The sequence below is a fragment of the Pseudomonas moraviensis subsp. stanleyae genome (genome assembly GCF_036283065.1).
Lineage (GTDB): Bacteria > Pseudomonadota > Gammaproteobacteria > Pseudomonadales > Pseudomonadaceae > Aquipseudomonas > Aquipseudomonas stanleyae.
Genome location: NZ_JAADJI010000010.1, coordinates 233,305 through 258,983, shown reverse-complemented (window position 1 = coordinate 258,983; position 25,679 = coordinate 233,305). Strand labels below are relative to the sequence as shown.

Below are 25,679 nucleotides of genomic sequence, written 5' to 3'. Positions count from 1 at the left end.
CTCGCCCCACCTTGGAATGCGATCCCCTGTAGGAGTGAGCCTGCTCGCGAAGGGGCCGGTCAGAACGCCGCAAATCTGCGGATCTACACTTTACGGATGACGGTTGCGCACTAAACCCGCAAAATGCAACGATTCCGGCAATGATCGACCACGGCGCCACGCGTGCCGCCGTCAAAGCCATCGTTCCAATCAGACTGGGCCTGCTGACTCTATGCGAATGCGCCTTATGTTACTGGGCGGCGGAAATGCCCTTGGGCAGGCGCTGATTCGCCTCGGTGCGGAAGAAGACATCGGTTTCCTCGCCCCCCGCCCGCCCGAAAACGGCTGGGATGCCGCGAGCCTCACACAATTGCTCGACGACACCCGTCCCGATGCGTTGATCAACCTCGCCTACTATTTCGACTGGTTCCAGGCCGAGAGTGTGAGCGAAAGCCGCATGACCGGCCAGGAACGCGCCATTGAGCGTTTGGCCGAACTGTGCCAGCACCACAACATTGTCCTCGTGCAGCCGTCGAGCTATCGCGTTTTCGATGGCTCGCGGGCCACGGCTTACAGCGAAAAGGACGAACCGGTGCCGCTGGGCCTGCGCGGTCAGGCGTTGTGGCGCATCGAACAAAGCGTTCGCGCGACCTGCCCGCAACATGTGCTGCTGCGCTTTGGCTGGCTGCTCGATGACAGCCCGGACGGCACCCTCGGACGCTTCCTCGCCCGTGCGGAAAAACCGGAAGAGTTGCTGCTGGCCGATGATCGTCGCGGCAATCCGACGCCGGTCGATGACGCCGCACGGGTGATCATTTCCGTGCTCAAGCAACTCGACTGCGCCGCGCCGCTGTGGGGCACTTACCATTACGCCGGCCACGAGGCGACCACGCCGTTGGCGCTGGGCCAGGCAATTCTCACCGAAGCACGCAGCCTGCATCCGCTGGCGATCGAAGCACCGACCGCGCAGGCGCACGCCGCGCGGCCGGACGCTGCCGAAGAACCACAACATGCGGTGCTGGCCTGCAAGAAAATTCTTCACACTTTCGGGATCAAACCGCGCGCCTGGCGTGCCGCACTCCCGGGCTTACTGGACAGGTTCTACCGACATGGCTGAAGGAACGGTTTTAATCACTGGCGGAGCCGGATTCATCGGCTCGCACCTGACCGATGCCTTGCTCGCCAAAGGCTATGCGGTGCGCGTGCTCGACGACCTGTCGACCGGCAAACGCAGCAACCTGCCGCTGGACAATCCCAAGGTTGAACTGGTGGTCGGCGATGTTGCCGATGCCGCCCTGGTCGCCCGCGCCATGCAAGGTTGCGATGCTGTTGCGCATCTGGCTGCCGTGGCCTCGGTGCAGGCGTCGGTGGACGATCCGGTGAAAACCCACCAGAGCAATTTCATCGGCACCCTGAATGTCTGCGAAGCCATGCGTCTGGCCGGGGTCAAGCGTGTGGTGTATGCCTCCAGCGCGGCGGTGTACGGCAACAATGGCGAGGGCGAGTCGATCGATGAAGACACCCCGAAAGCGCCGCTGACGCCCTATGCCTCGGACAAACTGGCGGGTGAGCAATACTTCGATTTCTACCGTCGCCAGCATGGCCTGGAGCCGGCGATTTTTCGCTTCTTCAACATCTTCGGCCCACGCCAGGATCCGTCCTCGCCGTACTCCGGGGTGATCAGCATCTTCAGCGAACGCGCCTCCAAAGGTTTGCCGATCACCGTGTTTGGCGATGGCGAGCAGACCCGCGATTTCCTGTATGTCGGCGATCTGGTCGATTTGCTGGTGCAGGCGATTGAAAAGCCTGAAGTGCAGGAAGGCGCGGTCAACGTTGGCTGGAATCAGGCGATGAGCCTTAAGCAGATGCTCGAAGCGTTGAAATCGGTAGTCGGCGAGCTGCCGCCCGTGAGCTACGGGCCGGCACGTTCGGGTGATATCCGCCACTCGCGGGCGGATAACCGACGGTTGCTGGAGCGCTTTGCAATGCCTGCGCAGACGCCGATGAGTGTGGGCTTGGCGCGCTTGCTCGGGCGCTCCTGAGAAGCCCCTCACCCTAGCCCTCTCCCAGGGGGAGAGGGAACTGACTGAGGTGTTTGTGAGAAGTACGCCGACTTGCGATACCCAGTCGAACTCAGGTTTTGAAGAACACATAAATCGGCTCCCTCTCCCCCGGGAGAGGGCTGGGGTGAGGGGCCTGGACCTAAAACGCACCACCAATCCCCAGACATGAAAAAGGCGCCCTTCAACAGGCGCCTTTTTCACGGCCGGAATATCGCTATCCCCGTGACGAGGGAAGGTTATCCCCCGATCGACTGCGTACGGTCGTCGTCAGGTCTGCGCCTGCCCGCCACCAAGCCTCATTCACCACCACGTGAACGTTCGGTAAATCGACTTAGAACTTATAGCCCAGACCGACCATGTAGATGAACGGATCGACATCGACATTCACCCGCGCACGGGTGCCGGGTGCGACAGCGTTGTTCTCGACGGTCGCGCGGGTGTCGATATCGATGTAGCGCACCTGGGCGTTGAGCATGATGTTGTCGGTGATCATGTAGTCGGCGCCGACCTGCCAGGCCAGGCCCCAGGAGTTTTTCGCCTTGAAGTTGCTGAAGCCGTTGGCGCTGGCTTCGCTGCCGACGTGTTCGTCGTAGATCCAGGTGTAGTTGATGCCGCCGCCGACATAAGGCTGGAACGCCGATTTCGAATCCAGCGGGTAGTAGACGACGCTGAGGGTCGGCGGCAGGTGTTTCAGGGTGCCGAGCTTGCCGTTGGCGGCGGGCAGGGCGGTGCCCTTGAGCTTGACGTCATGCTCGAACGGCGTTGCCGCCAGCAGCTCGATACCGATGTTGTTGGTGAGCATGTAGGCGAAGTTCAGACCCAGTTGGGTGTCGCTGCTCATGGTCGCCTTGCCGCCCAGGTTGGCGCCGCTCAGCGGGCCCTGATCGACCTTGACGCTGGAACTGTCGGCCTTCGGGTTGACGGTGATCGCGCCAGCGCGCACGAGAATGTCACCGGCTTCGTGGGCATGGGCGAGCGGGGCTGCGAGCGCGAGGGCAAACAGCGAGGCGCTGAGCAAGGACTTGTTCATGGGGGCTCCGAAAGGACTTGAAAATTCGATGTCCTAGGGTACGAAGCCGTCTGATACGGTGTTTTGACTCAGCTCAATGAAACAGTGATGAGAGGTCTGTGCCGGCCTTTTCGCGAGCAGGCTCGCTCCCACATTTGAAATGCATTCCCATGTGGGAGCGAGCCTGCTCGCGAAGAGACCCTGTCAGACAACACAAAACTACCGGGCCTTACTCCGGCAGCTCATACGCATAAATCTTCTCCGCCTCCATCTGGTACCCGGCATCGGCCAGTTCACTGCTCGAGGCTTTCACCTGCAACGGCCCTTCAACCCAATATGGCTGATACAGCTCATCGAGCTTCACGCCCAGTTCGCTTTTCACATGGACGATCTGGTTCGACGGCGGTGGCGGTACGTGGATGCAGGCGCCGAAATACGGCACCAGCAAGAAGTCCGTGGTGCGTCCTTCTTCGCTGACTTCCAGCGGCACGATGTAACCGGGCAGGCGAATGTTCTGCCCGTCGAGGCTCTTCACCACTGGCGCGTTCGGCATGTCTTGCTTCGCCGCCGGCGCGGATTCGGCGGAGAGCGCGTCGCCCATCTTCGACAGGTCGTGCAGCGGGGTCATGTTCGGCACCTCCGGCGCGGCGTCCGGCGGGATCATTTCCGACCAGGTCAGGTCTTTCGGCGCAGCTGCCCACACGGGCAGGGCGACCAGCATCAGCAGCGCAAGCAGGGCGCGGGGCATGGAGAACATCCTCATAAACGAATCGACAGGCCATCGGCCAGAGATTGGCGATACGCGCGCCAGGCCGGCACGCTGCCCATCAGCAGCGCGGCCGCCAGAATGCCACCGAGCAGCGTCCATTCATACTCGCTCGGCCACGCCAGCGGCAGATACAAACCGTAATTGGCCTGCACGTACCCTTGCGCAGCAGCGATACCGATGTACAGCAACGCCAGCCCGGCAATCACCCCGGTCAGCGCCAACGCAGACGCTTCCAGCACCAGCAGGCTCGCGATGTGCCAAGGGCGCGCGCCCACCGAGCGCAGAATCGCCATCTCGCGACGGCGCTCGTTGAGGCTGGTGAGAATCGCCGTGAGCATGCCGATCAATCCGGTCAGCACAACAAACAGCGAGACCACGAACAAGGCTTTCTCGGCCGTGCTCATCAGGCTCCACAATTCCTGCAAGGCCACGCCCGGCAGGATCGCCAGCATCGGCTCGCCGCGGTATTCGTTGATCTCGCGTTGCAGCGCAAAGGTGGAAATCCTGCTGTTGAGGCCGAGCATGAACGCGGTGATCGCTTGCGGCGTCAGGTCCATGTTGCGCGCCTGATCGGCGCTGATCCGCCCGTTGCCGCGCGCCGGCACACCGTTGTGCCAGTCGATGTGAATCGCCTCCATGCCGCCGAGGCTGATGTGCAACGTGCGGTCCACCGGGGTGCCGGTACGCTGGAGGATGCCGACCACGGTGAAGGGTTTGTCGTCGTGCTTGACCAGGCTGATCGCCGCCACGCCGTGGGCCAGCACAAGTTTGTCGCCGAGCTTGTAATGCAGCGCTTCGGCGACTTCGGCACCGAGCACCACTTCGAATGGATCAGTGGCAAACGCACGTCCGTCTGCCAGCGCCAGGTGTTGCTGGCGCCCGTACTGGTAGTGCTCGAAGTAGGCTTCGGTGGTGCCCATCACGCGATAGCCGCGATGGGAATCGCCGAGGGACATGGGGATCGCCCACTTCACCTTCGGGTTGCTGGCGAAATGTTCGAAGCTGTCCCAACGAATGTTGTTGGTAGCGTTGCCGATGCGGAACACCGAATACAGCAGCAGGTTTACCGACCCCGAACGAGCGCCGACGATCAGGTCGGTGCCGCTGATGGTGCTGGCGAAACTGGCTTTGGCTTCGGTGCGCACGCGCTCGACGGCGAGCAGCAGGCACACCGAAAGAGCAATGGCGAAAGCGGTGAGCAGGGCAGTGAAACGGCGGTTGGCCAGGCTGGCCATGGCCAGACGAAACAGATACATCTCAGACCTCGGCAGACGTGGCGGCGCGGTTAAGCTCGGCCAGGGACAGGTGACGGTCGAACAGCGGCGCCAGGCTCTGGTCGTGGCTGACGAACAACAGACTCGATCCGGCCTCGCGACACTCGGCAAACAGCAGGCGAATGAAATTTTCGCGGGCGTCGTAATCCAGCGCCGAGGTCGGTTCGTCGGCAATCACCAGTTCCGGTTGGCCGATCAACGCGCGGGCGGCAGCGACCCGTTGTTGCTGGCCGATGGACAAGGAATCGGCGCGGCGACTGAGCAGGCTTTCGTCTTTCAGACCCAGGTGGGCGAGCAACGTGGCGGCAGCTTGATCGACGCTGCCGTGGCGCTGTTTCGCTCGTTGCGCGCGCAGTTTCGAGAAGTGACACGGCAACTCAACGTTCTCGCGCACCGAGAGAAACGGCAGCAGGTTGAACTGCTGGAAAATGTAGCCAGTGTGATCGACACGGAACGTATCGCGCTTGCCGGCAGAAAGCTCGGTCAGCTCCTGGCCGAGCAGGCGAATGCTGCCGCGACCGGGCTTCTGCACCCCGCCGAGCAGGCCGAGCAGCGTGGTCTTGCCGCTGCCGCTGGGGCCTTTGAGAAACAGGGTTTCGCCGGCTTCCAGGCGAAACGCCGGGATGTCCAGCAGCGTCGGGTGACCGGGCCAGTTGAAGCCAAGGTCGGAAAGTTCGATGAGTGCTTGGGTCATGGCACCGATTTCATGGTTGGACACGGACCCTGTAGGAGCTGACGAGTGCAACGAGGCTGCGATCTTTTGATCCTGGCTTTTTTTACAATCAAAAGATCGCAGCCTCGTTGCACTCGTCAGCTCCTACAGAGGCTCTTCATTCGCTTCAGAACTTCAGCGCAGCCGATTTCGCCGTCACTTCCGTGCCTTGCTGGCCGCTGGCGCTGATCAGTTGTACCTGAATCTTCTGCGTCGCCGGGAAGGTCTTGAAGATGTTGGCCAGATCGAGCTTGCTCAGCGCGCCTGGTGTGGCGCAGGAGAGCTGGTAATGCGAGTGGATTTCGCTGTGGTCGTGGTGATGCTCGTGCCCGTCCTTGTCCGCCTCATCTTCGTCGTGATCATCGGCGTCCGGCTTGTCGCCGAACAATGGGCTTTCCAGTTCCTGGCTGACCACTTTGCAACCGGCCGCAGCGGGCAGACTGAAAAGCGCCAATGGTTTTTCCAGCTGCGCCCGGGCGGCAGCGACTTTGGCCTTGTCCGCGTCCGACGTGGCCGCATGTTCGAAACCGACCAGATTCATCGCCGGGCTTTCCAGTTCCAGCTCCAGGGTCTGACCGTCGAGCGCGGCATTCAGGCGACCCACGCCATGCTCGTGCGCGCCGAGGCTGCCGTGCTCATGATCGTGATCGTGCTCATCAACCGCATGGGCAGCGGCCAGCGGCAACAGGGCAAACGGCAAAGCAAGCAGCAAACGACGCATGGCGAACTCCGAAAAATGAATAGTTTGTTATGTAATCTTATAACGAAAGTGCGCAGAGTGTGCCCGTGCGCTTGGGATTGCGCAAGACATGGCTAAGCACCGCCCGGGATGAGTTCGCGGGCGGTGCTGGGATTGGATGTCATGCTTGCAGAATCAGAAGCCTGCGCCGGGATAGTCGAACCAATAGTGTCCCGAAAGAACATCGTTGATCAGATTTGCGTCGAGCACGCTCGGGGCATCGCGACTGAAACGCTGTCGCCAAGCCGGAAGCCACCAGTAGTTGATGGCTGTTCCGCGCGGAAATACCACCAGAGTCAGCACCTCCTTATCCATTTTGCCCTGCGTGTAGAGTTGATGACTGCGATCCATCAGGGCCATGTACTGGTCGATTGGCAGTCTGAACATAAGTGCCATGGTGAAGATTTTTTCACTCTGACTGAACGCCGGACTCTGCAGTACCCGCAATGCTTCGCAAGTGTGTGAATTCGGTTGACTCGCTATGCTCTGGCCTTCGGGGGTTGAAAGTATGTCGAAACGATCATCCATGTCTCGCCAGTCGGTCCGGCTATTGCGCTCAAAGTAATCACGAATAACAAGGGTCAGTGGACCTGCAGTTTCCCCGTCAGCGGGACAAGCCGAAAGATCGGCAGGCAACCAGATGCGCCATGCCACGATGAGCAAGAGTGGGGGCATCAATAGGGCGTAGTAACTTCGTTTCATTACAGGGTGCTGTGAGAAAAAGGACACTGTAGATGAATGCTCGATAACCGCCACACTGGACAACGTCGCTTGGCGTTGCACAAGTCCCGTGGGAGCATGCAGGCCAGAAAAGTGCAGGAGCGAACTTCATGTTGCGGATACGCGGAACGGTCGGCGAGGTGCCGGTGGATTTGACGGTGGAGCTGGATGACAGCGATTGGGCCAGGCTCGGTTCGGCACTGAGCGGGCAGGCGCCGATTGCGCAGTCTGAGGCAGTGGCGTCGGCCCCGGCGGCGAAGCCGGTGAATCAGGATGATGCGCTGTGGCAGGTGGCCAAAGACTTGTTGCGCAAGGCCGGGCAACTCAGCGGGCCGGATCTGCTCGATCAGTTGGAAGCGCTGACCGGCAGTGCTGCGGCGGGCAAGCGTTTGCTGGTGCGTTTGCGCCACAGTGCGGACGTGAAAGTGGTGAGCGGCGGGGATACGCCGCTCTACAGCTGGATCGAGTGAACCGCAAAAGATCGCAGCCTGCGGCAGCTCCTACATTGGAATGGAGTACACCCCTGTAGGAGCTGCCGAAGGCTGCGATCTTTTGATCTTAATAAAGCGCAGCAAACATCTTGCGGCGGTACACCGTCACCAGCGGATGATCATTGCCCAGCAGCTCGAACACCTGCAGCAGGGTCTTGTGCGGCAGGCCTTCGCCATAGCTGCGGTTGCGGATGAACAGTTTGAGCAAGGCGTCCAGCGCCGCTTCGTATTGCTGGCGCGCCAGTTGCTGGATCGCCAGTTGATACACCGCTTCATCGTCCTGCGGATTTTGCGCCAGACGGCTCTTCAGCTCGGCGGCGTCGGGCAGGTCGCGGGCGAGGCCGAGGAACTGGATCTGCGCCTTGGCCCCGGCAAGTGCGGCTTTGTGCTCATCGCTCTTGACCGCGTCGAGCACGGTTTGCGCTTCGCCCAGCTCCCCGCGTTCGGTCAGGCAGCGGGCGTAAAGGATCAGCGCCCTGGCGTTGGAATTGTCTTCATTGAGCAGGGTCACCAGCGTCGCTTCGGCCTCGGCGAAGCGACCGTCGTCGAACATCGCCTGGGCCTGTTCGAACGGGTCGGCAGCGGCCGGCGGCGGCATCTGCACATGCGGTTCAAGCAAGGCGCGCACGGCGGATTCCGGTTGTGCGCCGGCAAAACCATCGACCGGCTGACCGTCCTTGAACAGCACCACGGTCGGCAGGCTGCGAATGCCGAAACGGGCGACGATGTCCTGCTCGATGTCGCAGTTGACCTTGGCCAGCAGCAGTTCGCCCTGATAGCTCTCGGCAATGCCTTGCAGCATCGGCATCAACGCCTTGCACGGCGCACACCATTCGGCCCAGAAGTCCACCAGCACCGGTTTGTTGAAGGAGGCTTCGATCACCGACTGGTCGAAATCGGCAGTCGTGGCGTCGAAGATGTACGGCGTTTGCTGACTCATGGGGGATCTCTCTAAGCGTCAATGAACGCACTATAAGGGGTGGCGCAAAAGATCGCAGCCTTCGGCAGCTCCTGCATGGGAACGCTATCCAGAGTAGGAGCTGCCGAAGGCTGCGATCTTTTGGCGACGTCAGTCACGCCGCGCATGGTAGAGGCTGACATGCCGAAACTCCTCCGGCTCGGCCAGATCCGGCAAGGTCATCGCCTCGAGCATTTCAATGCGCTCATACAACGGATGACGAAAATCGCGCACCCGCGAGTCCGCCACCAGCGCCTCGCGCCCACGACTGAGAAACGCATCGAGCAGCGGCAGATTGGCCCGGTCGTACAACACGTCGGCGACCAGGATCAGATCGAAGCGATCGGCCTCGGCAAAGAAATCCGTCGAGTAGCTCATCTGCACATCATTGAGCTCGGCATTCGCCCGGCACGCGGCGATCGCCAACGGATCGAGATCGCAAGCCACCACTTCCAGCGCTCCGGCCTTCACCGCCGCGATCCCGGCAATCCCGGAGCCGGCGCCGAAATCCAGCACGCGCTTGCCGCGCACCCAATCGGGAAACTGCGCCAGATAACGCGCCACCGCCAGACCGCTGGCCCAGCAAAAGCTCCAATAGGGCGGCTCATGCAGAATGCGCTGGGTTTCTTCCTGGCTGAACTCGCGGGCCATGTTGTCGCCATCGATCAACCACAGCTGCAAATCGGTGCCGGGCAACGCGCAGGCTTTCAGTCTGGCGTCGCCGAGCAATTCGCCCAAGGCCTGTTGCAGGTCGAGCGGTGCCGTCATGGCGCTTTGACGAATTGCAGCTGGCCCAACGCCTGAGTGGTCGGTTGCGTGATGGTCTGCGACGGCAGGTGCAGAATCAGTTGCCCGGACTGGCTGGCGCGACCGCGCAGCTCAACCCGTGCGCCGGCCGGAAACGCCTCAGGGTTGAAGCGCAAGTGAAACGGCAGGATCTGGTTGTTGCCGATCAGGCTGGAACTGGCGAGCAATTGTTGCGGGCGATCCTTTTCGTCGATCACCAGCAGCGCCAGTTCGACTTCGGCGCCGGCCGGCACGCCTTGCAGGGTGCCGCTCAGTTCGCGCTGATGCGCCGGCAGCGGGCCGAGTTCAGCGGCTTCCTTGGCTTTTTTCTGCGCCTGCTGCGGCGCAGGGCCCGGCGTCGGCGGTTGCGGCTTGGGTGCGTCGCTGCCACAGGCCACCAGCAGGCTGAAAAGACTGAGCAAAACGAGCGGACGTAACGGCATTGGAGGCTCCGGCAGAATGAATTCCATGGATCAGACGATCATGCCGTTCTGTATACCGCAAAGCCTATGGCTTGTCTTGCCACGGGGATGCGCTACCATGGCCCTCCCATTTTTTGTTGCCAGCCACCATGCACTGTCCCTTCTGCGGTGCCAACGACACCAAGGTCATCGACTCGCGTCTGGTCGCCGAGGGCGAACAGGTGCGCCGCCGGCGTGAATGCCTGGCCTGCGGCGAACGTTTCACGACATTCGAGACGGCCGAACTGGTGTTGCCGCGCCTGATCAAAACCGACGGCAGCCGCCAACCGTTCGACGAAGAAAAACTCCGCGCCGGCATGCAGCGCGCGCTGGAGAAACGTCCGGTCAGCGTCGAGCGCCTCGAATCCTCTCTGGTCCACATCAAGCACAAGCTGCGCGCCACCGGCGAGCGCGAGGTCAAATCCCTCGTGGTCGGCGAACTGGTGATGGCCGAGCTGCAAAAGCTTGATGAGGTCGCCTATATCCGTTTCGCTTCGGTGTACAAGCGCTTTCAGGACCTCAATGAATTCCGCGAAGAGATCGACCGCCTCGCCCGCGAACCGGTGAAAGAATGACCACCGCCGCCGAGCAGGCGATCCTCGACGCGCATTTCATGGCCCGCGCGCTGGAGCTGGCGCGCAAGGGCCACTACACCACCCATCCCAATCCGCGGGTCGGTTGTGTGCTGGTGCGTGACGGCCAGATTGTCGGCGAAGGCTGGCATGAGCGCGCCGGCGAACCCCATGCCGAAGTCCACGCCCTGCGCGCCGCCGGCGAGCAGGCCCGGGGCGCCACGGCGTACGTGACCCTCGAACCTTGCAGCCACCACGGGCGCACGCCGCCGTGTGCCGATGCCTTGGTGACCGCTGGCGTTGCCCGGGTCGTCGCGGCGATGCGTGATCCCAATCCGCAGGTCGCCGGGCGCGGCTTGCAGCGCTTGGCCGAGGCCGGTATCGCCACTGAAAGCGGGGTGCTGGAAGCGGAAGCACGCAAGCTCAATCAAGGTTTTCTGAAGCGCATGGAACATGGCTTGCCGTTTGTGCGGGTCAAGCTGGCCATGAGCCTCGACGGTCGCACAGCGATGGAAAGCGGCGAGAGTCAGTGGATCACCGGCCCGGCCGCGCGTTCTGCGGTGCAGCGTTTGCGCGCCGAGGCGGCGGTGGTGCTGACCGGTGCCGACACGGTGCTGGCCGATGGTGCGCGGTTGACCGTGCGCGCTGACGAGCTCGGTCTCGACAGCGAACAGACCGCGCTGGCCATGAGTCGTCCGCCGCTGCGCGTGCTCATTGACGGCCGCCTGCGGGTGCCGCTGGATGTGCCGTTCTTCAAGGCCGGGCCGGCGCTGGTCGCCACCTGTGTCGCGGTGGAAGAGCAATACGCCAATGGCCCGGAATGCCTGATCGTGCCGGGTGACGACGGCCAGGTCGATTTACATCAATTACTCATCGAACTGGCCAACCGTGGCACCAACGAGGTGCTGGTCGAGGCTGGTCCGCGGCTTGCCGGCGCCTTTGCGCAACTCGGCCTGGTCGACGAATTCGTGATCTTCATCGCCGGCAAGTTCCTCGGCTCCACGGCGCGTCCGTTACTCGACTGGCCGCTGGCGCAGATGAAGGACGCGCCGGAGCTGAAAATCACTGAAATCCGCGCGGTGGGCGATGACTGGCGAGTCACTGCGATCCCTGTCCCTTCAGCCCGCGTATAATTCCCGGCCATTGCGTTAGCGCTGGCCCCGTTCTCAAGGAGAACCCCATGTTCACCGGCATCATCGAATCCATCGGCAGTATCCGCGCACTGACCCCAAAGGGCGGTGATGTGCGGGTGCACGTCGCAACCGGCAAGCTCGACCTGAGCGACGTCAAACTCGGCGACAGCATCGCGGTCAACGGCGTTTGCCTGACCGCCGTCGAATTGCCGGGTGACGGCTTTGCCGCCGACGTCAGCCGCGAAACCCTCGATTGCACCGCCATGAATGACCTGAAAAGCGGCAGTCCGGTCAATCTGGAAAAAGCCCTGACACCGACCACCCGTCTCGGCGGGCATCTGGTCAGCGGTCACGTAGATGGTGTCGGCGAAGTGGTCTCGCGCAGCGACAATGCCCGCGCCGTGGAATTTCGCATCCGCGCGCCGAAAGAACTGGCCAAGTACATCGCCCACAAAGGCTCGATCACCGTCGACGGCACCAGCCTGACCGTGAACGAAGTCGATGGCGCCGAATTCATGCTGACGATCATTCCGCACACCTTGAGCGAAACCATCATGGCTGCGTACAAGCCGGGCCGCCGGGTGAACCTGGAAGTCGACTTGCTGGCGCGTTATCTGGAGCGTCTGCTGCTGGGTGACAAGGCTGCAGAAAAGACCGCCGGCAGCACCATCACCGAAAGCTTTCTGGCCCAAAACGGCTATCTCAAATCCTGACTGAAGGGGGTGCCTTGTGGCGCTCAATAGCATCGAAGAACTGGTTGAAGACATCCGCCAAGGCAAGATGGTCATCCTCATGGATGACGAAGACCGCGAGAACGAAGGCGACCTGATCATGGCCGCCGAATGCTGCCAGGCCGAACACATCAACTTCATGGCCAAGCACGCCCGTGGCCTGATCTGCATGCCGATGAGCCGCGAGCGTTGCGAATTGTTGAAGCTGCCGCTGATGGCGCCGCGCAACGGTTCCGGTTTCGGCACCAAGTTCACCGTATCGATCGAAGCCGCCGAGGGCGTGACCACCGGTATTTCCGCTGCGGATCGCGCGCGCACCGTGCAAGCGGCTGCCGCCAAAGACGCCCGGGCTGAAGACATCGTCAGCCCGGGCCACATCTTTCCGCTGATGGCCCAGGCCGGCGGCACCCTCGCGCGCGCCGGCCACACTGAAGCCGCTTGCGACCTGGCGCGCATGGCCGGTTTCGAGCCGAGCGGGGTGATCTGCGAAGTGATGAACGACGACGGCACCATGTCCCGTCGCGCTGAGCTTGAAGCGTTCGCCGCTGAACACAACATCAAGATCGGCACCATTGCCGACCTGATTCACTACCGGATGATCCACGAACGTACCGTTCAGCGGATTGCCGAGCAGCCGCTGGACAGCGAACTGGGCCAATTCAACCTGGTGACCTATCGTGATTCGGTGGAAGGCGACGTGCACATGGCCCTGACGCTGGGCACTGTCTGCGCCGAAGAGCCGACCCTGGTTCGCGTGCACAACATGGACCCGCTGCGCGACCTGCTGATGGTCAAGCAGCCGGGGCGCTGGAGCCTGCGCGCCGCCATGGCTGCGGTCGCCGAGGCCGGCAGCGGTGTGGTGCTGCTGCTCGGTCACCCGCTCGATGGCGACGTGTTGCTGGCGCATATCCGCGAAACCGGTGAGCAGGCAGCGCCGAAAAAACCGACCACCTACAGCATTGTCGGTGCCGGTTCGCAGATCCTGCGTGACCTCGGCGTGCGCAAAATGCGCTTGATGTCGGCACCGATGAAGTTCAATGCGATATCCGGTTTCGATCTGGAAGTTGTAGAATACGTGCCCTCCGAATAATGACCCGGTGAATTCGGCATTGTTGACGTAGATCGATTGTGGCGAGGGAGCTTGCTCCCGCTTGGGTGCGCAGCGCCCACACAAGGGGCCGCTCCGCTGCCCAGCGGGAGCAGGCTCCCTCGCCACAGGTTCATCATCGAGCAGCAATGCGGTGTTTCCGGCCATGAAATCGCGGCTTATATCACTGAGGGATGCGTACGAGACGCGTCCCGGCTCTTTAAGAGAACTGACGAATGACCCTGAAGACCATCGAAGGTACCTTCATCGCCCCTAAAGGCCGCTACGCTCTGGTAGTGGGCCGTTTCAACAGCTTCGTGGTTGAAAGCCTGGTCAGCGGTGCCGTTGATGCCCTGGTTCGCCATGGCGTGAGCGAAGGCGACATCACCATCATCCGCGCACCGGGCGCCTTCGAAATCCCGCTGGTTGCGCAGAAAGTCGCCCAGAAAGGCGAGTTCGCAGCCATCATCGCCCTCGGCGCGGTCATTCGTGGCGGTACTCCGCACTTCGAATACGTGGCTGGCGAGTGCACCAAAGGCCTGGCCCAGGTCTCCATGGAGTTCGGCGTACCGGTCGCATTTGGCGTACTGACCGTTGATTCCATCGAGCAAGCCATCGAGCGTTCCGGCACCAAGGCCGGTAACAAAGGTGCCGAAGCTGCCTTGTCCGCTCTGGAAATGGTCAGCCTGCTGGCGCAGTTGGAGGCCAAGTGATTAGCGACGAAAGCGATCGTTTCAACCCGCGCGATCCGAAACCTGCGGATGCCGGCAAGCCGTCGAAAAGCGCCAAGCGCCGCGAAGCCCGTCAGCTCGCGACCCAAGCGCTGTACCAATGGCACATGGCCAAGCAATCGCTGAACGAGATCGAAGCGCAGTTTCGCGTTGATAACGATTTCACCGATGTCGACGGCGCCTACTTCCGTGAAATCCTCCACGGGGTTCCGCAGTTCAAGACCGAAATCGACACCGCCCTGACGCCATGCCTGGATCTGGCGATCGAAGAGCTGGACCCGGTTGAACTGGCGGTTCTGCGCCTGTCGACCTGGGAGCTGCTCAAGCGTGTCGACGTGCCGTACCGTGTTGTGATCAACGAAGGTATCGAGCTGGCCAAGGTGTTCGGTTCGACCGACGGCCACAAGTTCGTCAACGGCGTGCTCGACAAGCTGGCCCCGCGCCTGCGTGAAGCTGAAGTGAAGGCGTTCAAGCGCTGATCGGCGCTTGAACACTTTTTCTCGGCCATGGGCGAGTTTGAGCTGATCCGCAATTTCTTCGCCGCCGCGCCTTGTGCGCAGGGCGGCGAGGGCGTTGCTTTGGGGATCGGCGACGACTGCGCCTTGCTGGCGGTTCCCGCTGGGGAACAGCTGGCGGTTTCCACCGATACGCTGGTGGCCGGCGTGCATTTCGCCGACCCCTGCGATCCGTTTCTGCTCGGCCAGCGTTCGCTGGCCGTCGCGGTCAGCGATCTGGCCGCCATGGGTGCCGCGCCCGTTGCCTTTACTCTTGCCCTGACTTTGCCGACGGTGACTGCCGATTGGCTGCAAGCCTACGCCCGTGGTTTGAACCAGATGGCGCAAGGCTGCGGCGTGGCACTGGTCGGCGGTGATACTACGCGCGGGCCGTTGAGCCTGACGGTCACCGTGTTCGGCCGCGTACCTGCAGGGCAGGCGTTGACCCGCAGCGGCGCGCAGTCCGGTGATCTGCTCTGCGTCGGCGGCGAACTGGGCAACGCTGCCGGCGCCTTGCCGCTGGTGCTGGGCCAGCGTGATGCCGCGCCCGAGGTCGGCCAGCCGCTGCTCGATCATTACTGGTCGCCACAGCCGCAACTGGCGCTCGGTCAGGCCCTGCGCGGCAAGGCCACGGCGGCGCTGGACATCTCCGACGGCCTGCTCGCCGATTGCGGGCATATCGCGCTGGCATCGAAGGTACGACTTGAGATTGAACGCGAGCGCGTACCGTTGTCGGATGCTTTAGTCGCGTTTCTCGGTCAGCGCGGTGCCGAGCGTGCGGCATTGAGCGGTGGCGACGACTACGTGCTGGCCTTCACCTTGCCGTCCGCCGCGTTGCCGGCACTGCTGGGCGATGGCTGGCCGATCCATGTGATCGGGCGCGTGGCGTCGGGCCAGGGCGTGGTCCTGCTGGATCGCGATGGGCGCGACATCACCCCGCAAATTCGCGGCTACCAACATTTTCAGGAGACACCGTGACAGATCACCCGAAACAGGTCCCTGCCGAATTCGTGCCTCCTTCGGTCTGGCGCAATCCGTGGCATTTCCTCGCGTTCGGCTTCGGCTCCGGCACCTTGCCCAAGGCGCCGGGCACGTGGGGCTCGCTGGTGGCGCTGCCGTTCATTCCGTTGTGGCAGATGCTGCCCGACTGGGGTTATTGGCTGATGCTCGGCATCACCATGCTGTTCGGCTTCTGGCTGTGCGGCAAAGTGGCCGACGATTTGCGCGTGCACGACCACGAAGGCATCGTCTGGGACGAAATGGTCGGCATGTGGATAACCTTGTGGCTGGTGCCGGAAGGCTGGTACTGGTTGCTCGCTGGTTTTCTGGTGTTCCGCTTCTTCGATGTTCTCAAACCGTGGCCGATCCGCTGGATCGATAAACATGTGCACGGCGGCGTCGGCATCATGCTCGACGATGTGCTGGCCGGCGTGTTTGCATGGGCGGCGATGCAAGGGCTGGTATGGATATTTGCCTGATTCGAATCCAGTGAGGAAACACGCAATGCTGCGACGCGGTTTGGCGCTGCTGCTTCTGGCTCTTTGGGGCACGTTCGCCCATGCGCAGAGCGCCGCGCCTGTGCCTGCGGTCATCCACCTGGCCAGTGAAGATTGGCAGGACTACACCGCCGCCGACGGTCACGGGCTGGCCTGGGACGTGTTGCGCAAAGTCTTCGAGCCGGCCGGGGTGAAGCTGGATATTCGCACCGTGCCGTACACCCGTTCGATCGGGCTGGTGCAGTTGAAGGAAGTCGACGCGCTGGTCGGCTCCTACCGCGACGAAGCCGAGCATGTGCTGTATCCGCAGTGGAAATTCGACTCCGATCACATCTACGCGCTCGGCCTGGCCAGCAGCCCGCCGCCGACCCAGGCGACACTGGGCAAATACCGCCTGGCCTGGGTGCGCGGCTACCGCTACGAAAACTATCTGCCGAACATCAAGCGCTTCAACCAGATCGAACGGCGCACCGGCATTCTGCTGATGCTCAAGCAGGGGCGGGCGGATTACTACATCGACGCACTGACCGAGATTGAAGGAGTTGTGCGCGCCGCGGCAGATCCAGCGCAATATCGTTATTCGCATCTGGCCGAACTGCCGCTGTTTCTCGGTTTTGCCAATACTCCACAGGCCCGGGCCTTGATGGCGCTGTATGACCGGCGCATGGCGGAACTGGTAAAGAGCGGGGAGTTGAAGCCGGTCTTCCAGAAGTGGAAGCAGCCGTATCCGTTCAACCCGAACTGAGGCCGACCACATACCTTGGAGCTGACGAGTGCAACGAGGCTGCGATCTTTTGATCTTGATCTACAGCAGCAGATCAAAAGATCGCAGCCTCGTTGCACTCGACAGCTCCTACAGGGAGCGGCGGTGCTGGCGCCAGTGTCATCAAACATTTTGATCGTTATGCCCGATAATTCAGCCTAAGCGTCTACAGGAACCTGCTGTTACAATGCCGGCCTGCGAATTTTCAGTCTTCTAGATCAGGAGCACATCGGTGCCTGTCGTCTTCGTCGCCGCTTCCAAGCTGCCAACGCCTTTTGCGCAATTCACCATGCACGGCTTTCTCGATGAGAGCACCGGGCGTGAGCACGTCGTGCTGAGCCTCGGTGAATTTGCCGATGGCGCCCCGGTACTTGGCCGCCTGCACTCCGAATGCCTGACCGGCGATGCCTTGTTCAGCCAGCGCTGTGACTGCGGCTCGCAACTGGAAGCCGCGTTGCAGGCGATTGCCCGCGAAGGCCGTGGCGTGCTGCTGTATCTGCGTCAGGAAGGCCGCGGCATCGGGCTGCTGAACAAGATTCGCGCCTACGAGTTGCAGGACGGCGGCGCCGACACCGTGGAAGCCAACGAGCGTCTGGGCTTTGCCGCCGATCAGCGTGACTACGCCATGTGCCTGCCAATGCTCGAGCATTTGGGAGTGAAATCCCTGCGCCTGATGACCAACAACCCGCGCAAGGTCAAAGCACTGACCGACATGGGCATCGTCGTCGCCGAGCGCGTGCCGCTGCACACCGGCCACAATCCGCACAACAAACTCTACCTGGCGACCAAGGCCAGCAAGCTCGACCACATGATGGGCAACGAGCATCAGGGCGAGGTCGACCGCGCGTGACCCGCGGACAGGTGCGACGTCGGCTGTCGGTGGCCTGGTGGCAATACCTGGCGTTGGCCCTGTTGCCGCTGTTCGTGCTCAACGCGCTGTTCGGCGAAGGCCAGGGCCTGTTGCCGGTGTTGGCGATGCCCTTGTTCATCGCCGGCGTGGCCTCGATGTTCGTCAGCCTGAAGTATTTCTCTCGCTACAAACACGCGCTGATCGCCACGCAAAAAGCCCTCGATACTGCCGATGAACCCGCCGCCTGGATCGCCCTTGCCGCACGTCGGCGTGCGGCTTTACTGGTGGCGTCTTTGCCGGCGTGGACTGGCGCACTGGCGGTGTTCGTCGGCCTCGAAGCCGTACCGTTGATGCTGCTGGCGCTGTCGACCGCGGTGCTGTTCTACCTCTACCGTATTCCGCGTCAACTCGGTTGATGCGTCGGCTGTGGCTGGCGGTTCTGCTGCTCGCCCTGAGCAGCCCGGCGCTGGCTGCATTGCGGGTGGTCAGCCTCGCGCCCTCGCTGTCTGAAATCGTCGTTGAACTGGATTCCGCCGACCTGCTGGTCGGCGTGCTGGATGCGGGCGAGCGGCCGGCGGCGATTGCCGATGTTCCGTCCGTGGGCCGCTATGGTCAGCTCGACATGGAGCGTTTGCTCAGTCTCAAACCGGATCTGCTCTTGCTCTGGCCCGGCAGCGTCGGCGCGGGGCAGCGTGATCAGCTCAAACGCATGAACATCCCCACCTTCGTCGCCGAGCCGCACACGTTGGCGCAACTCGCCGCGCAGATCGAAGCCATTGCCGAACAGCTCGGGCGTCCTGAACGTGGGATGAAACGGGCGGCCGAATTGCGCAAGCAGCTGAATGATCTGCGCCAGCGTTATCGCCGTGACGAACCGCTGCGGGTTTTCTATCAAGTCTGGGACAAGCCGCTGTACACCGTCGGGGGCGGACAGATCATCAGCGATGCGCTTGAGGTGTGCGGCGCGCGCAATGTGTTCGCCGATCTGAATCTGCCGGCGCCGCAGGTGAGTATCGAAGCTGTGTTACAGCGTGATCCGGAAGTGATTATTGCCGGTGACCAGGCCCAGCTCGAAGCGTGGAAGGCCTGGACGCAGGTGGCGGCGGTCAGGCAGGGGCGGTTGTTGCTGGTCAGTGATAAAGGTCTTGAAAGACCCAGTGGTCAGATGATCAGTGCGACCGCCAAGCTCTGCCAATTGATCGCGCCGGACATGTAGGAGCTGCCGAAGGCTGCGATCTTTTGACATTGTTTTGGCGGGTGTCGAGCCGCCGAAGATCAAGATCAAAAGATCGCAGCCTTCGGCAGCTCCTACATTGGATCTCAGCGAATTTCCGGGGTCCATGTCACCCCGAACATCCACGCTCGACCTTCCTCACGATAGCCATACTGCGCGCCGTCATAGCTGTAATTCGCCCGGCTGTAACCCTTGTCCAGCAGGTTGTCGACCTTCAGATCCAGCTTGATCTCACGGTTCAGCGCCCAACTGCTGCGCAGCCCGAGTGTGCCGTAGCCCCCCAGCGACTGGGTGTTGTTCAGGTCGTCGTAACTGCTGCTGACCAATTGCCAACTGGCGCCGAGCCCCAAACGATCGAACTGCCGATCCAGATCCCAACTGGCCGTGCGCCGCGCCCGTCGCGCCAGTGTGTGCCCGGTATCGCGATCGCGCGGATCAATGATCGCCACGCCGAGATTGCTCTGCCAGCCGAACAGATCCTGCTTGAGCGTCGCTTCAAAGCCATTGATCCGCGCCGACGCAACGTTCTGCGGGCGTGAATTGCTGCCGAAGATGATCGCGTCCTGCAGGTCGGTGCGGTAAATCGAAGCCTCCAGACGCGCGCTGTCGCTCAGTTGAGTGCGCCATTGCAATTCGTAGCTTTTCGAAGTTTCCGGCTTCAGGTCAGGGGTGCTGAAGTCCGGGTAGTACAGATCGTTGAAGGTCGGCGCGCGGAAACCTTCGCTGTAGCTCAGCAGCACGTCGTTATCTGGATTCAGCGGCAGGGTGAAGGTGCCGCTCCAGGTGTTCTGGCCGCCGAACTGTTGGTTGTCGTCGTGGCGCAGGCCGATCTCGGTGGAGAAACTGTCAGCCTGATAGCGATGCTGGATGAAGGCTGCGCGGTTCCAGCGGCTGTCCTCGTCGAACGCAGTGCTGCTGTTGACCCGGTCTTCGTACCAGTCGCCGCCGAGGATCAGGCTGTTGCGTGCGTCCAGCGTCAGGTCGTTCTGCCAGTTCACCGAGTCGCGATAAGTGTTGAACACCGTGCGCTCGTCGCTGAGCTTGTCGAAGGTCTTTTCGCGGTTTTCGCTGTGGCCGAATTCGACGCGGGTTTTCCAGGTTTCGTTAACCCGCGCATCGACATAACTGCTGATGCTGCTGACATTGAAATCGCTGTACGGCTGCTGCTGCACCGACTCGAACGTGTCTATGTCGAAGCGGCCGAACGGATTGTCGAATTCGCTCCTGCCCCGGTTATCCAACAGATTGGCGCCGACTTCGATGTCTTCGGTCAACGCGTGGCTGAGGCTCAGGCTGAGGGATTTGTTGCGGTAGGCGTCATGATCGCCGTCGCTTGGATACGACTCGTGGGTGCGGTCGATCCCGGCAGTTTCATCAAGGCTGGCACCGAGGTTGAAACGGGTTTTGTCGTCGCCGCCGGACAAGCCGAGGCTGCGTTCCCATGTCTGCTGACTGCCGAAGCCCAGATGCAGTCGTGGCTGCAAGCCTTGCTCGGTGCCGCGCCGGGTGAAAATCTGGATCACCCCGCCAATCGCGTCGCTGCCATAAATCACCGAGCGCGAACCGCGCAGCACTTCGACGCGTTCGATCTGCTCGATGTTCAGATGCTGCAGGTTGCTGTCGCCGGAGGTCGAGTTGCCGATGCGCTGGCCATCGACCAGCACCAGACTCTGCGCCGACTGCGTACCGCGGATGTAGATCCCCGGCAGACTGCCGCGCCCGCCGGTCTGCGCCACTTGCACGCCCGGCACGCGACGCAGCAGATCGGGTACGTCGCTCGGCTGCAAGCGATCGATGTCTTTGCGGGTGAACACGGTGTTGGCCGCGCTGCTGTCGTTGCGCGCCTCGACCTGACGGTTGGCGCTGATCAGCGTGTCCGGCAGCTTCAGCGCCTGATCACGTTCGAAGGTGTCGGCGAGGGCGCTGGCGGTTGGCAGGAGGAGCAAGGGCAGGGCGAGGCGGGAGAGGTTCATGGCAATCTATGGTCTTTGCAAAACCATGTAGGAGCTGCCGAAGGCTGCGATCTTTTGATTTTGCTTTTTAAGGGTTCCGGAGCTGCCGAAGAGCAAGATCAAAAGATCGCAGCCTTCGGCAGCTCCTACAAGGGATTGCGTCAGCTGTTGAGCAATGCCAACCGTTGGCGAATCGACGCTTCGATCCCGGCCTCATCCAGCCCGCACTCGGCGAGCATCTGCGCCGGTTTCGCGTGCTCGACATAAATATCCGGCAAGCCCAGGTGCAGCATCGACTTGAGGATGTTCTCGCGGGCGAGAAACTCGCTGACCGCGCCACCGGCGCCGCCCATGATCGCGTTCTCTTCGATGGTCACGATCAGTTCGTGGCTACCGGCGATCTCGCGCACAAGCGCTTCATCCAGCGGTTTGACGAAACGCATGTCGACCACGGTGGCGTCGAGCTTCTCGGCGACTTTCAAGGCTTCGCTCAGTTGTACGCCGAACACCAGCATGGCGACTTTGCTGCCCTGACGACGGACGATGCCCTTGCCGATTTCGATCGGTTCGAGATCTTTTTCGATGACTGCATTCGGGCCGCTGCCGCGTGGATAACGGACCGCCGCCGGGCCATTGTAGAGGTGGCCGGTGGTGAGCATCTTGCGCAGTTCGTTTTCATCGCTCGGGGTCATGATGAGCATGCCCGGGATGCAGCGCAGGTACGACAGGTCGAAGCTGCCGGCGTGGGTCGGGCCGTCCTCGCCAACCAGGCCGGCGCGGTCGATGGCGAACAGCACGTCGAGGTTCTGCACCGCGACGTCGTGCACCAACTGGTCGTAACCGCGTTGCAGGAACGTCGAGTAGATCGCCACCACCGGTTTCGCGCCTTCGCAGGCCATGCCGGCGGCGAACGTCACCGCGTGTTGCTCGGCAATCGCCACGTCGAAATAACGCTCGGGGAAACGCTCGCTGAATGCCACCAGATCCGAGCCTTCCTTCATCGCCGGAGTGATGCCGACCAGACGCGCGTCAGCCACCGCCATGTCGCACAGCCATTCGCCGAACACCGCCGAATACTTCGGCCCGCTGGCGGCTTTTGGCGCGGCGGCCGGGGCGTCCAGTGGTTCGAGTTTGGTGATCGCGTGGTAACCGATCGGGTCGACTTCCGCCGGGGCGAAGCCTTTGCCTTTCTTGGTGACGATGTGCAGGAATTGCGGGCCTTTGAGATCGCGCATGTTGCGCAGGGTGGCGATCAATGTCGGCAGATCGTGGCCGTCGATCGGGCCGATGTAGTTCCAGCCCAGCTCTTCGAACAGGGTGCCGGGGACCAGCATGCCCTTGGCATATTCTTCGGTGCGACGGGCGATTTCCCAGGCGCCGGGCAGGCGCGAGAGGACTTTCTTGCTGCCCTCGCGCATGCTCGCGTAGGTGCGGCTGGAAAGGATCTTCGCCAGATAATTCGACAGCCCGCCGACGTTGCGCGAGATCGACATGTCGTTGTCGTTGAGGATCACCAGCATGTTGGCGTTGACTTCCGGCGCATGGTTGAGCGCCTCGAACGCCATGCCGGCGGTCAGCGCACCGTCGCCGATCACGGCAATGGCCTTGCGATCGCTGTCCTGCAGGCGGGCGGCAATGGCCATGCCCAGCGCGGCGCTGATCGAGGTGCTGGAGTGGCCGACGCCAAAGGTGTCGTACTCGCTCTCGGAGCGACGCGGGAACGCGGCGATGCCGTCCTTCTGACGCAGGCTGGCCATGCGCTCGCGGCGACCGGTGAGGATCTTGTGCGGATACGCCTGATGCCCGACGTCCCACAGCAGACGGTCGTCCGGAGTGTCGAAGACGTAATGCAGCGCGATGGTCAGCTCGATCACGCCCAGGCCGGCACCGAAATGCCCACCGGTCTGGCCGACCGTGTAGAGCAATTCCAGGCGCAACTCATCGGCCAGGGTTTCCAGCTCGGCTTCGCCTAACCGGCGCAGGCCGTCCGGCGTGTTCGCGCGGTCGAGCAGGGGCGTGGTCGGGCGCTTGCGGGGAATCTCATGAAACGTCGTGGGCATCAGGCGAATCGTTATAGGTATAAAAGATGCGGCAGTTTACCTGATGCATCGCCCCCTGCCCACGCGTTGGTATTTTTTGGCCGATACGCCGTCAGTTGCGTCGCTCGACGATATACCGGGCCAACTCGCGCAACGGCTCGGCGGCCGCGTCAAACGGTCGCAGTGCCTGCACGGCCTGGTCGCGCAGTTCCAGAGCGTAGGCCTTGGCGGCGTCGAGGCCGAGCAGCGCCGGGTAGGTCGGCTTGTCCCGGGCAATGTCGGCGCCCTGACGCTTGCCGAGGGTGGCGGTATCGCTTTCCACGTCGAGGATGTCGTCCTGCACCTGAAATGCCAGGCCGATGGCCTGTGCATAAGTCTGCAAGGCCTGTAGCTGATCTGGCTGGGCGCGGCCGCTGGCCAGGGCGCCGAGCTTGACGCTGACTTCAATCAGCGCGCCGGTCTTGTGCCGGTGCATCTGTTCGAGGGTCTTCTGATCGAGTTTGAGGCCGACCGAGCCGAGATCGATGGCCTGGCCACCAACCATGCCCGCCGGACCGGCGGCATGGGCCAGCGCGGTGACCATCTGCAGACGGATTTCGCTGCTGCAATCGCTCAGGCGCGGGTCGAGCAGGGCGCTGAAGGCCAGGCTCTGCAAGCCGTCACCGGCGAGGATCGCGCAGGCTTCGTCGAATTTCTTGTGGGTAGTCGGCTGGCCGCGCCGCAGATCGTCGTCGTCCATCGCTGGCAGGTCGTCATGCACCAGCGAATAGGCGTGGATCAATTCGACCGCACACGCCGCGCCGCTGGCCTGTTCGGCCTGACCACCGAGGGCTTCGCACGCGGCGTAAGCCAGCAACGGACGCACGCGTTTGCCACCGTTCATCACGCTGTAGCGCATCGCTTCGTAGAGCCGCGCCAGTTCCGGCAACGGCGCGTTGAACAGGGTCTCCAGCGCCGCATTGACCCGGGCCTGACTGCTCGCCGAATACGCCGCAATCATTCTGGCTCATCCGCCTCGAAGGGTTCCTCGGCGAGCTCGCCATCGCGCTCCAGCAGTACCTGCACCTTCTGCTCGGCCTGGGCCAGCGCCGCCTGGCAGTCACGGGTCAGGCCGATGCCCTGCTCGAAAGCGGTCAGCGAGTCTTCCAGCGACAATTCACCGTTCTCCAGACGCTCGACCAGTGTTTGCAGGTCGGCGAGGGATTGTTCGAAATCCAGTGCAGCTTTTTTGCGGGCCATGGCGGCAATTTCCGGTAGACGTTAAACCGGCGCGACACTAGCAGATAGGGGGGGTATGGGCAAATGAGCGGGCCGTCACCAAGCCTCTCGATAACGGTCGGGGAGTCACTCCGGGTAGTTAATTGTGTAACGTGTACTGCGTCCTCCGCCCGGCAAGCGTCGCAGGCAACCTTTCTCCAGTAACTCGGCGAGATGCCGGGTCGCGGTGGCTTTGGACACTTTCGCAACAGATTGATATTGCCCGGCACTCAGGCCCTGTTCGAAACCGCGCTCACCGCCGTCGAGCAAGCGATTGAGAACCTTGATCTGCTCCGCTGAAAGGTCGGATTCACGGTGCGCCTGCCAGAACCGGGTTTTGCCCAATACCGAGTCGATCCGGGTGATGGCTTGCTGCAGGCTGCGCAGCAAGGTCTGCAAAAACCATGTCAGCCATTCGGTGATATCGAGCGTGGCCTTTTGGCTGGATTCCAGAATCCGGTAATAGCCGGTTCGATCCTCGAGAATGCTCGCGGACATGGCGTAAAAGCGGATCGCTTGCGCTTCGCCTTGAGCCAGTGCCAGATCGGTGATGGTGCGAGTCAGACGACCGTTACCGTCATCGAATGGATGCAGAGTGACAAACCAGAAGTGCGCGATGCCTGCGCGTAACAGCGGATCCACCGAAACCTGAGCGCGGCTGGTTTCGAACCAGTTCAAGAATCGCTCGATTTGCTGTTCCAGCCCTTGGCGCGCTGGCGCTTCGAAGTGAACCGTTGGCCGGTCGAGTCGCCCGGATACCACCTGCATCGGTTCCTTGCCACGCAATGTGCCGACGAGCATCGATCGGGCACTGAAAGTCGTTTCTTCGGCCGGAAACAGCCATGTGTGCCATTCCAGCAAGCGTGCCAGGGTCAACGGCTCGTCGAAACCGTGGGTGGCGTCGAGCATCAACCGCGCCAACCCTTCGCTACGCTGGCTGACGCTCTCGCGATCAATCCATTCCAGGCCCAGCCGTCGCGCCAGAGAGGAGCGCACGGAACCGACATTCAGTTGCTCACCTTCGATGGCAGAAGAGGTCACGATGTTCTGGAGCAACGCATCGAGCTCACTCTGCGCGCTCATCGATTCGCCGACTGAACCAGCCATGCCAAGGAGTTGGCCCTGTGTCTGCACGCACTCGCGCAGCAGCGGTGCGAGGCGCTCGGCTTGCCAGTTGAAGTCAGGCCAATCGGGTTGTTGCCAGATCCAGTGCGCGGTCATCGATCATCTTTCCTACATGCGTGAGCCGAATAATAGCGCTATTCGGCTCATTTGGTGAGCCGAATAACTTCGCTATTCGGCTCACGCATGCTCGAAAGCGCAATTCCTACAGCAATCACACATGTATCCGATTGTTAAAAAACTGCCGAATCGCTAAT

29 protein-coding genes are annotated in these 25,679 nt (G+C 62.1%); 15 read left to right on the top strand and 14 right to left on the bottom strand.

All coding sequences use genetic code 11. The annotated features are described in order from the left end of the window. The first annotated feature begins 211 nt into the window (after window positions 1–211). Together GXB78_RS19740 and GXB78_RS19735 are read left to right on the top strand one after the other, a co-directional pair. The gene (locus GXB78_RS19740) at window positions 212–1,096 is read left to right on the top strand and encodes a sugar nucleotide-binding protein (RefSeq protein WP_041477681.1); all 885 of its coding nucleotides are present in this window, start codon (window positions 212–214) and stop codon (window positions 1,094–1,096) included. Further along, window positions 1,089–2,021 carry an NAD-dependent epimerase/dehydratase family protein gene (locus GXB78_RS19735; RefSeq protein ID WP_329516673.1) on the top strand — a complete coding sequence of 311 codons (933 nt, stop codon included), beginning with the start codon at window positions 1,089–1,091 and terminating at the stop codon, window positions 2,019–2,021. The genes GXB78_RS19740 and GXB78_RS19735 overlap by 8 nt, the downstream gene beginning before the upstream one ends. A 352-nt stretch (window positions 2,022–2,373) precedes the next feature. On the opposite strand, the gene GXB78_RS19730 is transcribed toward GXB78_RS19735, so the two are convergent. From GXB78_RS19730 to GXB78_RS19705, 6 genes are all read right to left on the bottom strand, one after another. Continuing rightward, window positions 2,374–3,072 (bottom strand): OmpW/AlkL family protein, encoded by a 699-nt coding sequence (locus GXB78_RS19730; protein WP_329516672.1) that lies wholly within the window; start codon window positions 3,070–3,072, stop codon window positions 2,374–2,376. A gap of 208 nt (window positions 3,073–3,280) precedes the next feature. Next, the gene (locus tag GXB78_RS19725; protein ID WP_024014502.1) at window positions 3,281–3,799 is read right to left on the bottom strand and encodes a DUF3299 domain-containing protein; all 519 of its coding nucleotides are present in this window, start codon (window positions 3,797–3,799) and stop codon (window positions 3,281–3,283) included. Between the two features lie 11 nt (window positions 3,800–3,810). Beyond that, the gene (locus GXB78_RS19720) at window positions 3,811–5,076 is read right to left on the bottom strand and encodes an ABC transporter permease (protein WP_329516671.1); all 1,266 of its coding nucleotides are present in this window, start codon (window positions 5,074–5,076) and stop codon (window positions 3,811–3,813) included. A 1-nt stretch (window position 5,077) separates the two neighbouring features. Next, complete coding sequence (locus tag GXB78_RS19715) at window positions 5,078–5,788, bottom strand: ABC transporter ATP-binding protein (RefSeq protein ID WP_329516670.1); 711 nt, start codon at window positions 5,786–5,788, stop codon at window positions 5,078–5,080. A gap of 145 nt (window positions 5,789–5,933) precedes the next feature. Continuing rightward, window positions 5,934–6,527, bottom strand: coding sequence for a DUF2796 domain-containing protein (locus tag GXB78_RS19710; RefSeq protein ID WP_329516669.1), 594 nt, complete (start codon window positions 6,525–6,527; stop codon window positions 5,934–5,936). A 153-nt stretch (window positions 6,528–6,680) separates the two neighbouring features. Further along, window positions 6,681–7,247, bottom strand: coding sequence for a hypothetical protein (locus GXB78_RS19705; RefSeq protein ID WP_329516668.1), 567 nt, complete (start codon window positions 7,245–7,247; stop codon window positions 6,681–6,683). Window positions 7,248–7,375: 128 nt separating this feature from the next. Between GXB78_RS19705 and GXB78_RS19700 the strand changes: the two genes are divergently transcribed. After that, complete coding sequence (locus GXB78_RS19700; RefSeq protein WP_329516667.1) at window positions 7,376–7,735, top strand: hypothetical protein; 360 nt, start codon at window positions 7,376–7,378, stop codon at window positions 7,733–7,735. 88 nt (window positions 7,736–7,823) lie between these two features. Here the strand turns inward: GXB78_RS19700 and trxA are convergent, their stop codons facing one another. From trxA to GXB78_RS19685, 3 genes are all read right to left on the bottom strand, one after another. Beyond that, on the bottom strand, window positions 7,824–8,696 hold the full coding sequence (gene trxA / locus GXB78_RS19695; protein WP_329516666.1) for a thioredoxin: 873 nt from the start codon (window positions 8,694–8,696) through the stop codon (window positions 7,824–7,826). 129 nt (window positions 8,697–8,825) lie between these two features. Next, on the bottom strand, window positions 8,826–9,482 hold the full coding sequence (locus GXB78_RS19690) for a class I SAM-dependent methyltransferase (RefSeq protein ID WP_329516665.1): 657 nt from the start codon (window positions 9,480–9,482) through the stop codon (window positions 8,826–8,828). After that, window positions 9,479–9,943: a YbaY family lipoprotein gene (locus GXB78_RS19685; RefSeq protein WP_042610623.1), complete on the bottom strand. Its 465-nt coding sequence runs from the start codon at window positions 9,941–9,943 to the stop codon at window positions 9,479–9,481. Before GXB78_RS19685 ends, GXB78_RS19690 begins: the two co-directional genes overlap by 4 nt. A 128-nt stretch (window positions 9,944–10,071) precedes the next feature. Between GXB78_RS19685 and nrdR the strand changes: the two genes are divergently transcribed. From nrdR to GXB78_RS19625, 12 genes are all read left to right on the top strand, one after another. Then, complete coding sequence (gene nrdR, locus GXB78_RS19680) at window positions 10,072–10,536, top strand: transcriptional regulator NrdR (protein ID WP_007910946.1); 465 nt, start codon at window positions 10,072–10,074, stop codon at window positions 10,534–10,536. Further along, window positions 10,533–11,666, top strand: a complete 1,134-nt coding sequence (gene ribD, locus GXB78_RS19675; protein ID WP_329516664.1) for a bifunctional diaminohydroxyphosphoribosylaminopyrimidine deaminase/5-amino-6-(5-phosphoribosylamino)uracil reductase RibD — start codon at window positions 10,533–10,535, stop codon at window positions 11,664–11,666. Before nrdR ends, ribD begins: the two co-directional genes overlap by 4 nt. Before the next feature lie 47 nt (window positions 11,667–11,713). Then, a complete protein-coding gene (locus GXB78_RS19670; RefSeq protein WP_329516663.1) occupies window positions 11,714–12,379 on the top strand; it encodes a riboflavin synthase in 666 nt (221 codons plus the stop codon). A gap of 16 nt (window positions 12,380–12,395) precedes the next feature. Beyond that, window positions 12,396–13,487, top strand: a complete 1,092-nt coding sequence (ribBA, locus tag GXB78_RS19665) for a bifunctional 3,4-dihydroxy-2-butanone-4-phosphate synthase/GTP cyclohydrolase II (RefSeq protein ID WP_064364013.1) — start codon at window positions 12,396–12,398, stop codon at window positions 13,485–13,487. A gap of 233 nt (window positions 13,488–13,720) precedes the next feature. Beyond that, complete coding sequence (ribH, locus tag GXB78_RS19660; protein ID WP_042610620.1) at window positions 13,721–14,197, top strand: 6,7-dimethyl-8-ribityllumazine synthase; 477 nt, start codon at window positions 13,721–13,723, stop codon at window positions 14,195–14,197. Next, window positions 14,194–14,694 carry a transcription antitermination factor NusB gene (gene nusB / locus GXB78_RS19655; protein ID WP_325718426.1) on the top strand — a complete coding sequence of 167 codons (501 nt, stop codon included), beginning with the start codon at window positions 14,194–14,196 and terminating at the stop codon, window positions 14,692–14,694. Before ribH ends, nusB begins: the two co-directional genes overlap by 4 nt. A 27-nt stretch (window positions 14,695–14,721) precedes the next feature. Further along, window positions 14,722–15,687 carry a thiamine-phosphate kinase gene (gene thiL / locus GXB78_RS19650; RefSeq protein WP_329516662.1) on the top strand — a complete coding sequence of 322 codons (966 nt, stop codon included), beginning with the start codon at window positions 14,722–14,724 and terminating at the stop codon, window positions 15,685–15,687. After that, window positions 15,684–16,187 carry a phosphatidylglycerophosphatase A family protein gene (locus GXB78_RS19645; RefSeq protein ID WP_253496222.1) on the top strand — a complete coding sequence of 168 codons (504 nt, stop codon included), beginning with the start codon at window positions 15,684–15,686 and terminating at the stop codon, window positions 16,185–16,187. The genes thiL and GXB78_RS19645 overlap by 4 nt, the downstream gene beginning before the upstream one ends. A 25-nt stretch (window positions 16,188–16,212) precedes the next feature. Next, window positions 16,213–16,950 carry a substrate-binding periplasmic protein gene (locus tag GXB78_RS19640; RefSeq protein ID WP_329516661.1) on the top strand — a complete coding sequence of 246 codons (738 nt, stop codon included), beginning with the start codon at window positions 16,213–16,215 and terminating at the stop codon, window positions 16,948–16,950. Window positions 16,951–17,200: 250 nt separating this feature from the next. Then, entirely contained in the window at window positions 17,201–17,818 is a 618-nt protein-coding gene (gene ribA / locus GXB78_RS19635; RefSeq protein WP_042610616.1) for a GTP cyclohydrolase II, read from the top strand. Then, window positions 17,815–18,234 carry an MFS transporter gene (locus GXB78_RS19630; RefSeq protein WP_329516660.1) on the top strand — a complete coding sequence of 140 codons (420 nt, stop codon included), beginning with the start codon at window positions 17,815–17,817 and terminating at the stop codon, window positions 18,232–18,234. Before ribA ends, GXB78_RS19630 begins: the two co-directional genes overlap by 4 nt. Beyond that, complete coding sequence (locus tag GXB78_RS19625; RefSeq protein WP_329516659.1) at window positions 18,234–19,034, top strand: cobalamin-binding protein; 801 nt, start codon at window positions 18,234–18,236, stop codon at window positions 19,032–19,034. The genes GXB78_RS19630 and GXB78_RS19625 overlap by 1 nt, the downstream gene beginning before the upstream one ends. Before the next feature lie 104 nt (window positions 19,035–19,138). Here the strand turns inward: GXB78_RS19625 and GXB78_RS19620 are convergent, their stop codons facing one another. From GXB78_RS19620 to GXB78_RS19600, 5 genes are all read right to left on the bottom strand, one after another. Continuing rightward, complete coding sequence (locus GXB78_RS19620; protein ID WP_329516658.1) at window positions 19,139–21,025, bottom strand: TonB-dependent receptor domain-containing protein; 1,887 nt, start codon at window positions 21,023–21,025, stop codon at window positions 19,139–19,141. Between the two features lie 140 nt (window positions 21,026–21,165). Further along, window positions 21,166–23,064, bottom strand: coding sequence for a 1-deoxy-D-xylulose-5-phosphate synthase (gene dxs / locus GXB78_RS19615; RefSeq protein WP_329516657.1), 1,899 nt, complete (start codon window positions 23,062–23,064; stop codon window positions 21,166–21,168). A gap of 91 nt (window positions 23,065–23,155) precedes the next feature. Next, window positions 23,156–24,043, bottom strand: a complete 888-nt coding sequence (gene ispA, locus GXB78_RS19610; protein WP_329516656.1) for a (2E,6E)-farnesyl diphosphate synthase — start codon at window positions 24,041–24,043, stop codon at window positions 23,156–23,158. After that, the gene (locus GXB78_RS19605) at window positions 24,040–24,282 is read right to left on the bottom strand and encodes an exodeoxyribonuclease VII small subunit (RefSeq protein WP_329516655.1); all 243 of its coding nucleotides are present in this window, start codon (window positions 24,280–24,282) and stop codon (window positions 24,040–24,042) included. The genes ispA and GXB78_RS19605 overlap by 4 nt, the downstream gene beginning before the upstream one ends. Window positions 24,283–24,387: 105 nt before the next feature. After that, a complete protein-coding gene (locus GXB78_RS19600) occupies window positions 24,388–25,521 on the bottom strand; it encodes a Fic family protein (RefSeq protein ID WP_329516654.1) in 1,134 nt (377 codons plus the stop codon). Between the last annotated feature and the right edge of the window lie 158 nt (window positions 25,522–25,679).

What these genes read in the sequence shown, in the direction of transcription:
- GXB78_RS19600 (WP_329516654.1), bottom strand. Translation starts at nt 25,521, where the DNA reads ATGACCGCGCACTGGATCTGGCAACAACCCGATTGGCCTGACTTCAAC.
- trxA (WP_329516666.1), bottom strand. Translation starts at nt 8,696, where the DNA reads ATGAGTCAGCAAACGCCGTACATCTTCGACGCCACGACTGCCGATTTC.
- GXB78_RS19740 (WP_041477681.1), top strand. Translation starts at nt 212, where the DNA reads ATGCGAATGCGCCTTATGTTACTGGGCGGCGGAAATGCCCTTGGGCAG.
- GXB78_RS19730 (WP_329516672.1), bottom strand. Translation starts at nt 3,072, where the DNA reads ATGAACAAGTCCTTGCTCAGCGCCTCGCTGTTTGCCCTCGCGCTCGCA.
- GXB78_RS19640 (WP_329516661.1), top strand. Translation starts at nt 16,213, where the DNA reads ATGCTGCGACGCGGTTTGGCGCTGCTGCTTCTGGCTCTTTGGGGCACG.
- GXB78_RS19625 (WP_329516659.1), top strand. Translation starts at nt 18,234, where the DNA reads ATGCGTCGGCTGTGGCTGGCGGTTCTGCTGCTCGCCCTGAGCAGCCCG.
- dxs (WP_329516657.1), bottom strand. Translation starts at nt 23,064, where the DNA reads ATGCCCACGACGTTTCATGAGATTCCCCGCAAGCGCCCGACCACGCCC.
- GXB78_RS19720 (WP_329516671.1), bottom strand. Translation starts at nt 5,076, where the DNA reads ATGTATCTGTTTCGTCTGGCCATGGCCAGCCTGGCCAACCGCCGTTTC.
- GXB78_RS19620 (WP_329516658.1), bottom strand. Translation starts at nt 21,025, where the DNA reads ATGAACCTCTCCCGCCTCGCCCTGCCCTTGCTCCTCCTGCCAACCGCC.
- GXB78_RS19685 (WP_042610623.1), bottom strand. Translation starts at nt 9,943, where the DNA reads ATGCCGTTACGTCCGCTCGTTTTGCTCAGTCTTTTCAGCCTGCTGGTG.
- GXB78_RS19670 (WP_329516663.1), top strand. Translation starts at nt 11,714, where the DNA reads ATGTTCACCGGCATCATCGAATCCATCGGCAGTATCCGCGCACTGACC.
- GXB78_RS19700 (WP_329516667.1), top strand. Translation starts at nt 7,376, where the DNA reads ATGTTGCGGATACGCGGAACGGTCGGCGAGGTGCCGGTGGATTTGACG.
- GXB78_RS19605 (WP_329516655.1), bottom strand. Translation starts at nt 24,282, where the DNA reads ATGGCCCGCAAAAAAGCTGCACTGGATTTCGAACAATCCCTCGCCGAC.
- GXB78_RS19710 (WP_329516669.1), bottom strand. Translation starts at nt 6,527, where the DNA reads ATGCGTCGTTTGCTGCTTGCTTTGCCGTTTGCCCTGTTGCCGCTGGCC.
- ribH (WP_042610620.1), top strand. Translation starts at nt 13,721, where the DNA reads ATGACCCTGAAGACCATCGAAGGTACCTTCATCGCCCCTAAAGGCCGC.
- ribD (WP_329516664.1), top strand. Translation starts at nt 10,533, where the DNA reads ATGACCACCGCCGCCGAGCAGGCGATCCTCGACGCGCATTTCATGGCC.
- GXB78_RS19715 (WP_329516670.1), bottom strand. Translation starts at nt 5,788, where the DNA reads ATGACCCAAGCACTCATCGAACTTTCCGACCTTGGCTTCAACTGGCCC.
- thiL (WP_329516662.1), top strand. Translation starts at nt 14,722, where the DNA reads ATGGGCGAGTTTGAGCTGATCCGCAATTTCTTCGCCGCCGCGCCTTGT.
- GXB78_RS19690 (WP_329516665.1), bottom strand. Translation starts at nt 9,482, where the DNA reads ATGACGGCACCGCTCGACCTGCAACAGGCCTTGGGCGAATTGCTCGGC.
- GXB78_RS19705 (WP_329516668.1), bottom strand. Translation starts at nt 7,247, where the DNA reads ATGAAACGAAGTTACTACGCCCTATTGATGCCCCCACTCTTGCTCATC.
- nrdR (WP_007910946.1), top strand. Translation starts at nt 10,072, where the DNA reads ATGCACTGTCCCTTCTGCGGTGCCAACGACACCAAGGTCATCGACTCG.
- GXB78_RS19725 (WP_024014502.1), bottom strand. Translation starts at nt 3,799, where the DNA reads ATGCCCCGCGCCCTGCTTGCGCTGCTGATGCTGGTCGCCCTGCCCGTG.
- ispA (WP_329516656.1), bottom strand. Translation starts at nt 24,043, where the DNA reads ATGATTGCGGCGTATTCGGCGAGCAGTCAGGCCCGGGTCAATGCGGCG.
- GXB78_RS19735 (WP_329516673.1), top strand. Translation starts at nt 1,089, where the DNA reads ATGGCTGAAGGAACGGTTTTAATCACTGGCGGAGCCGGATTCATCGGC.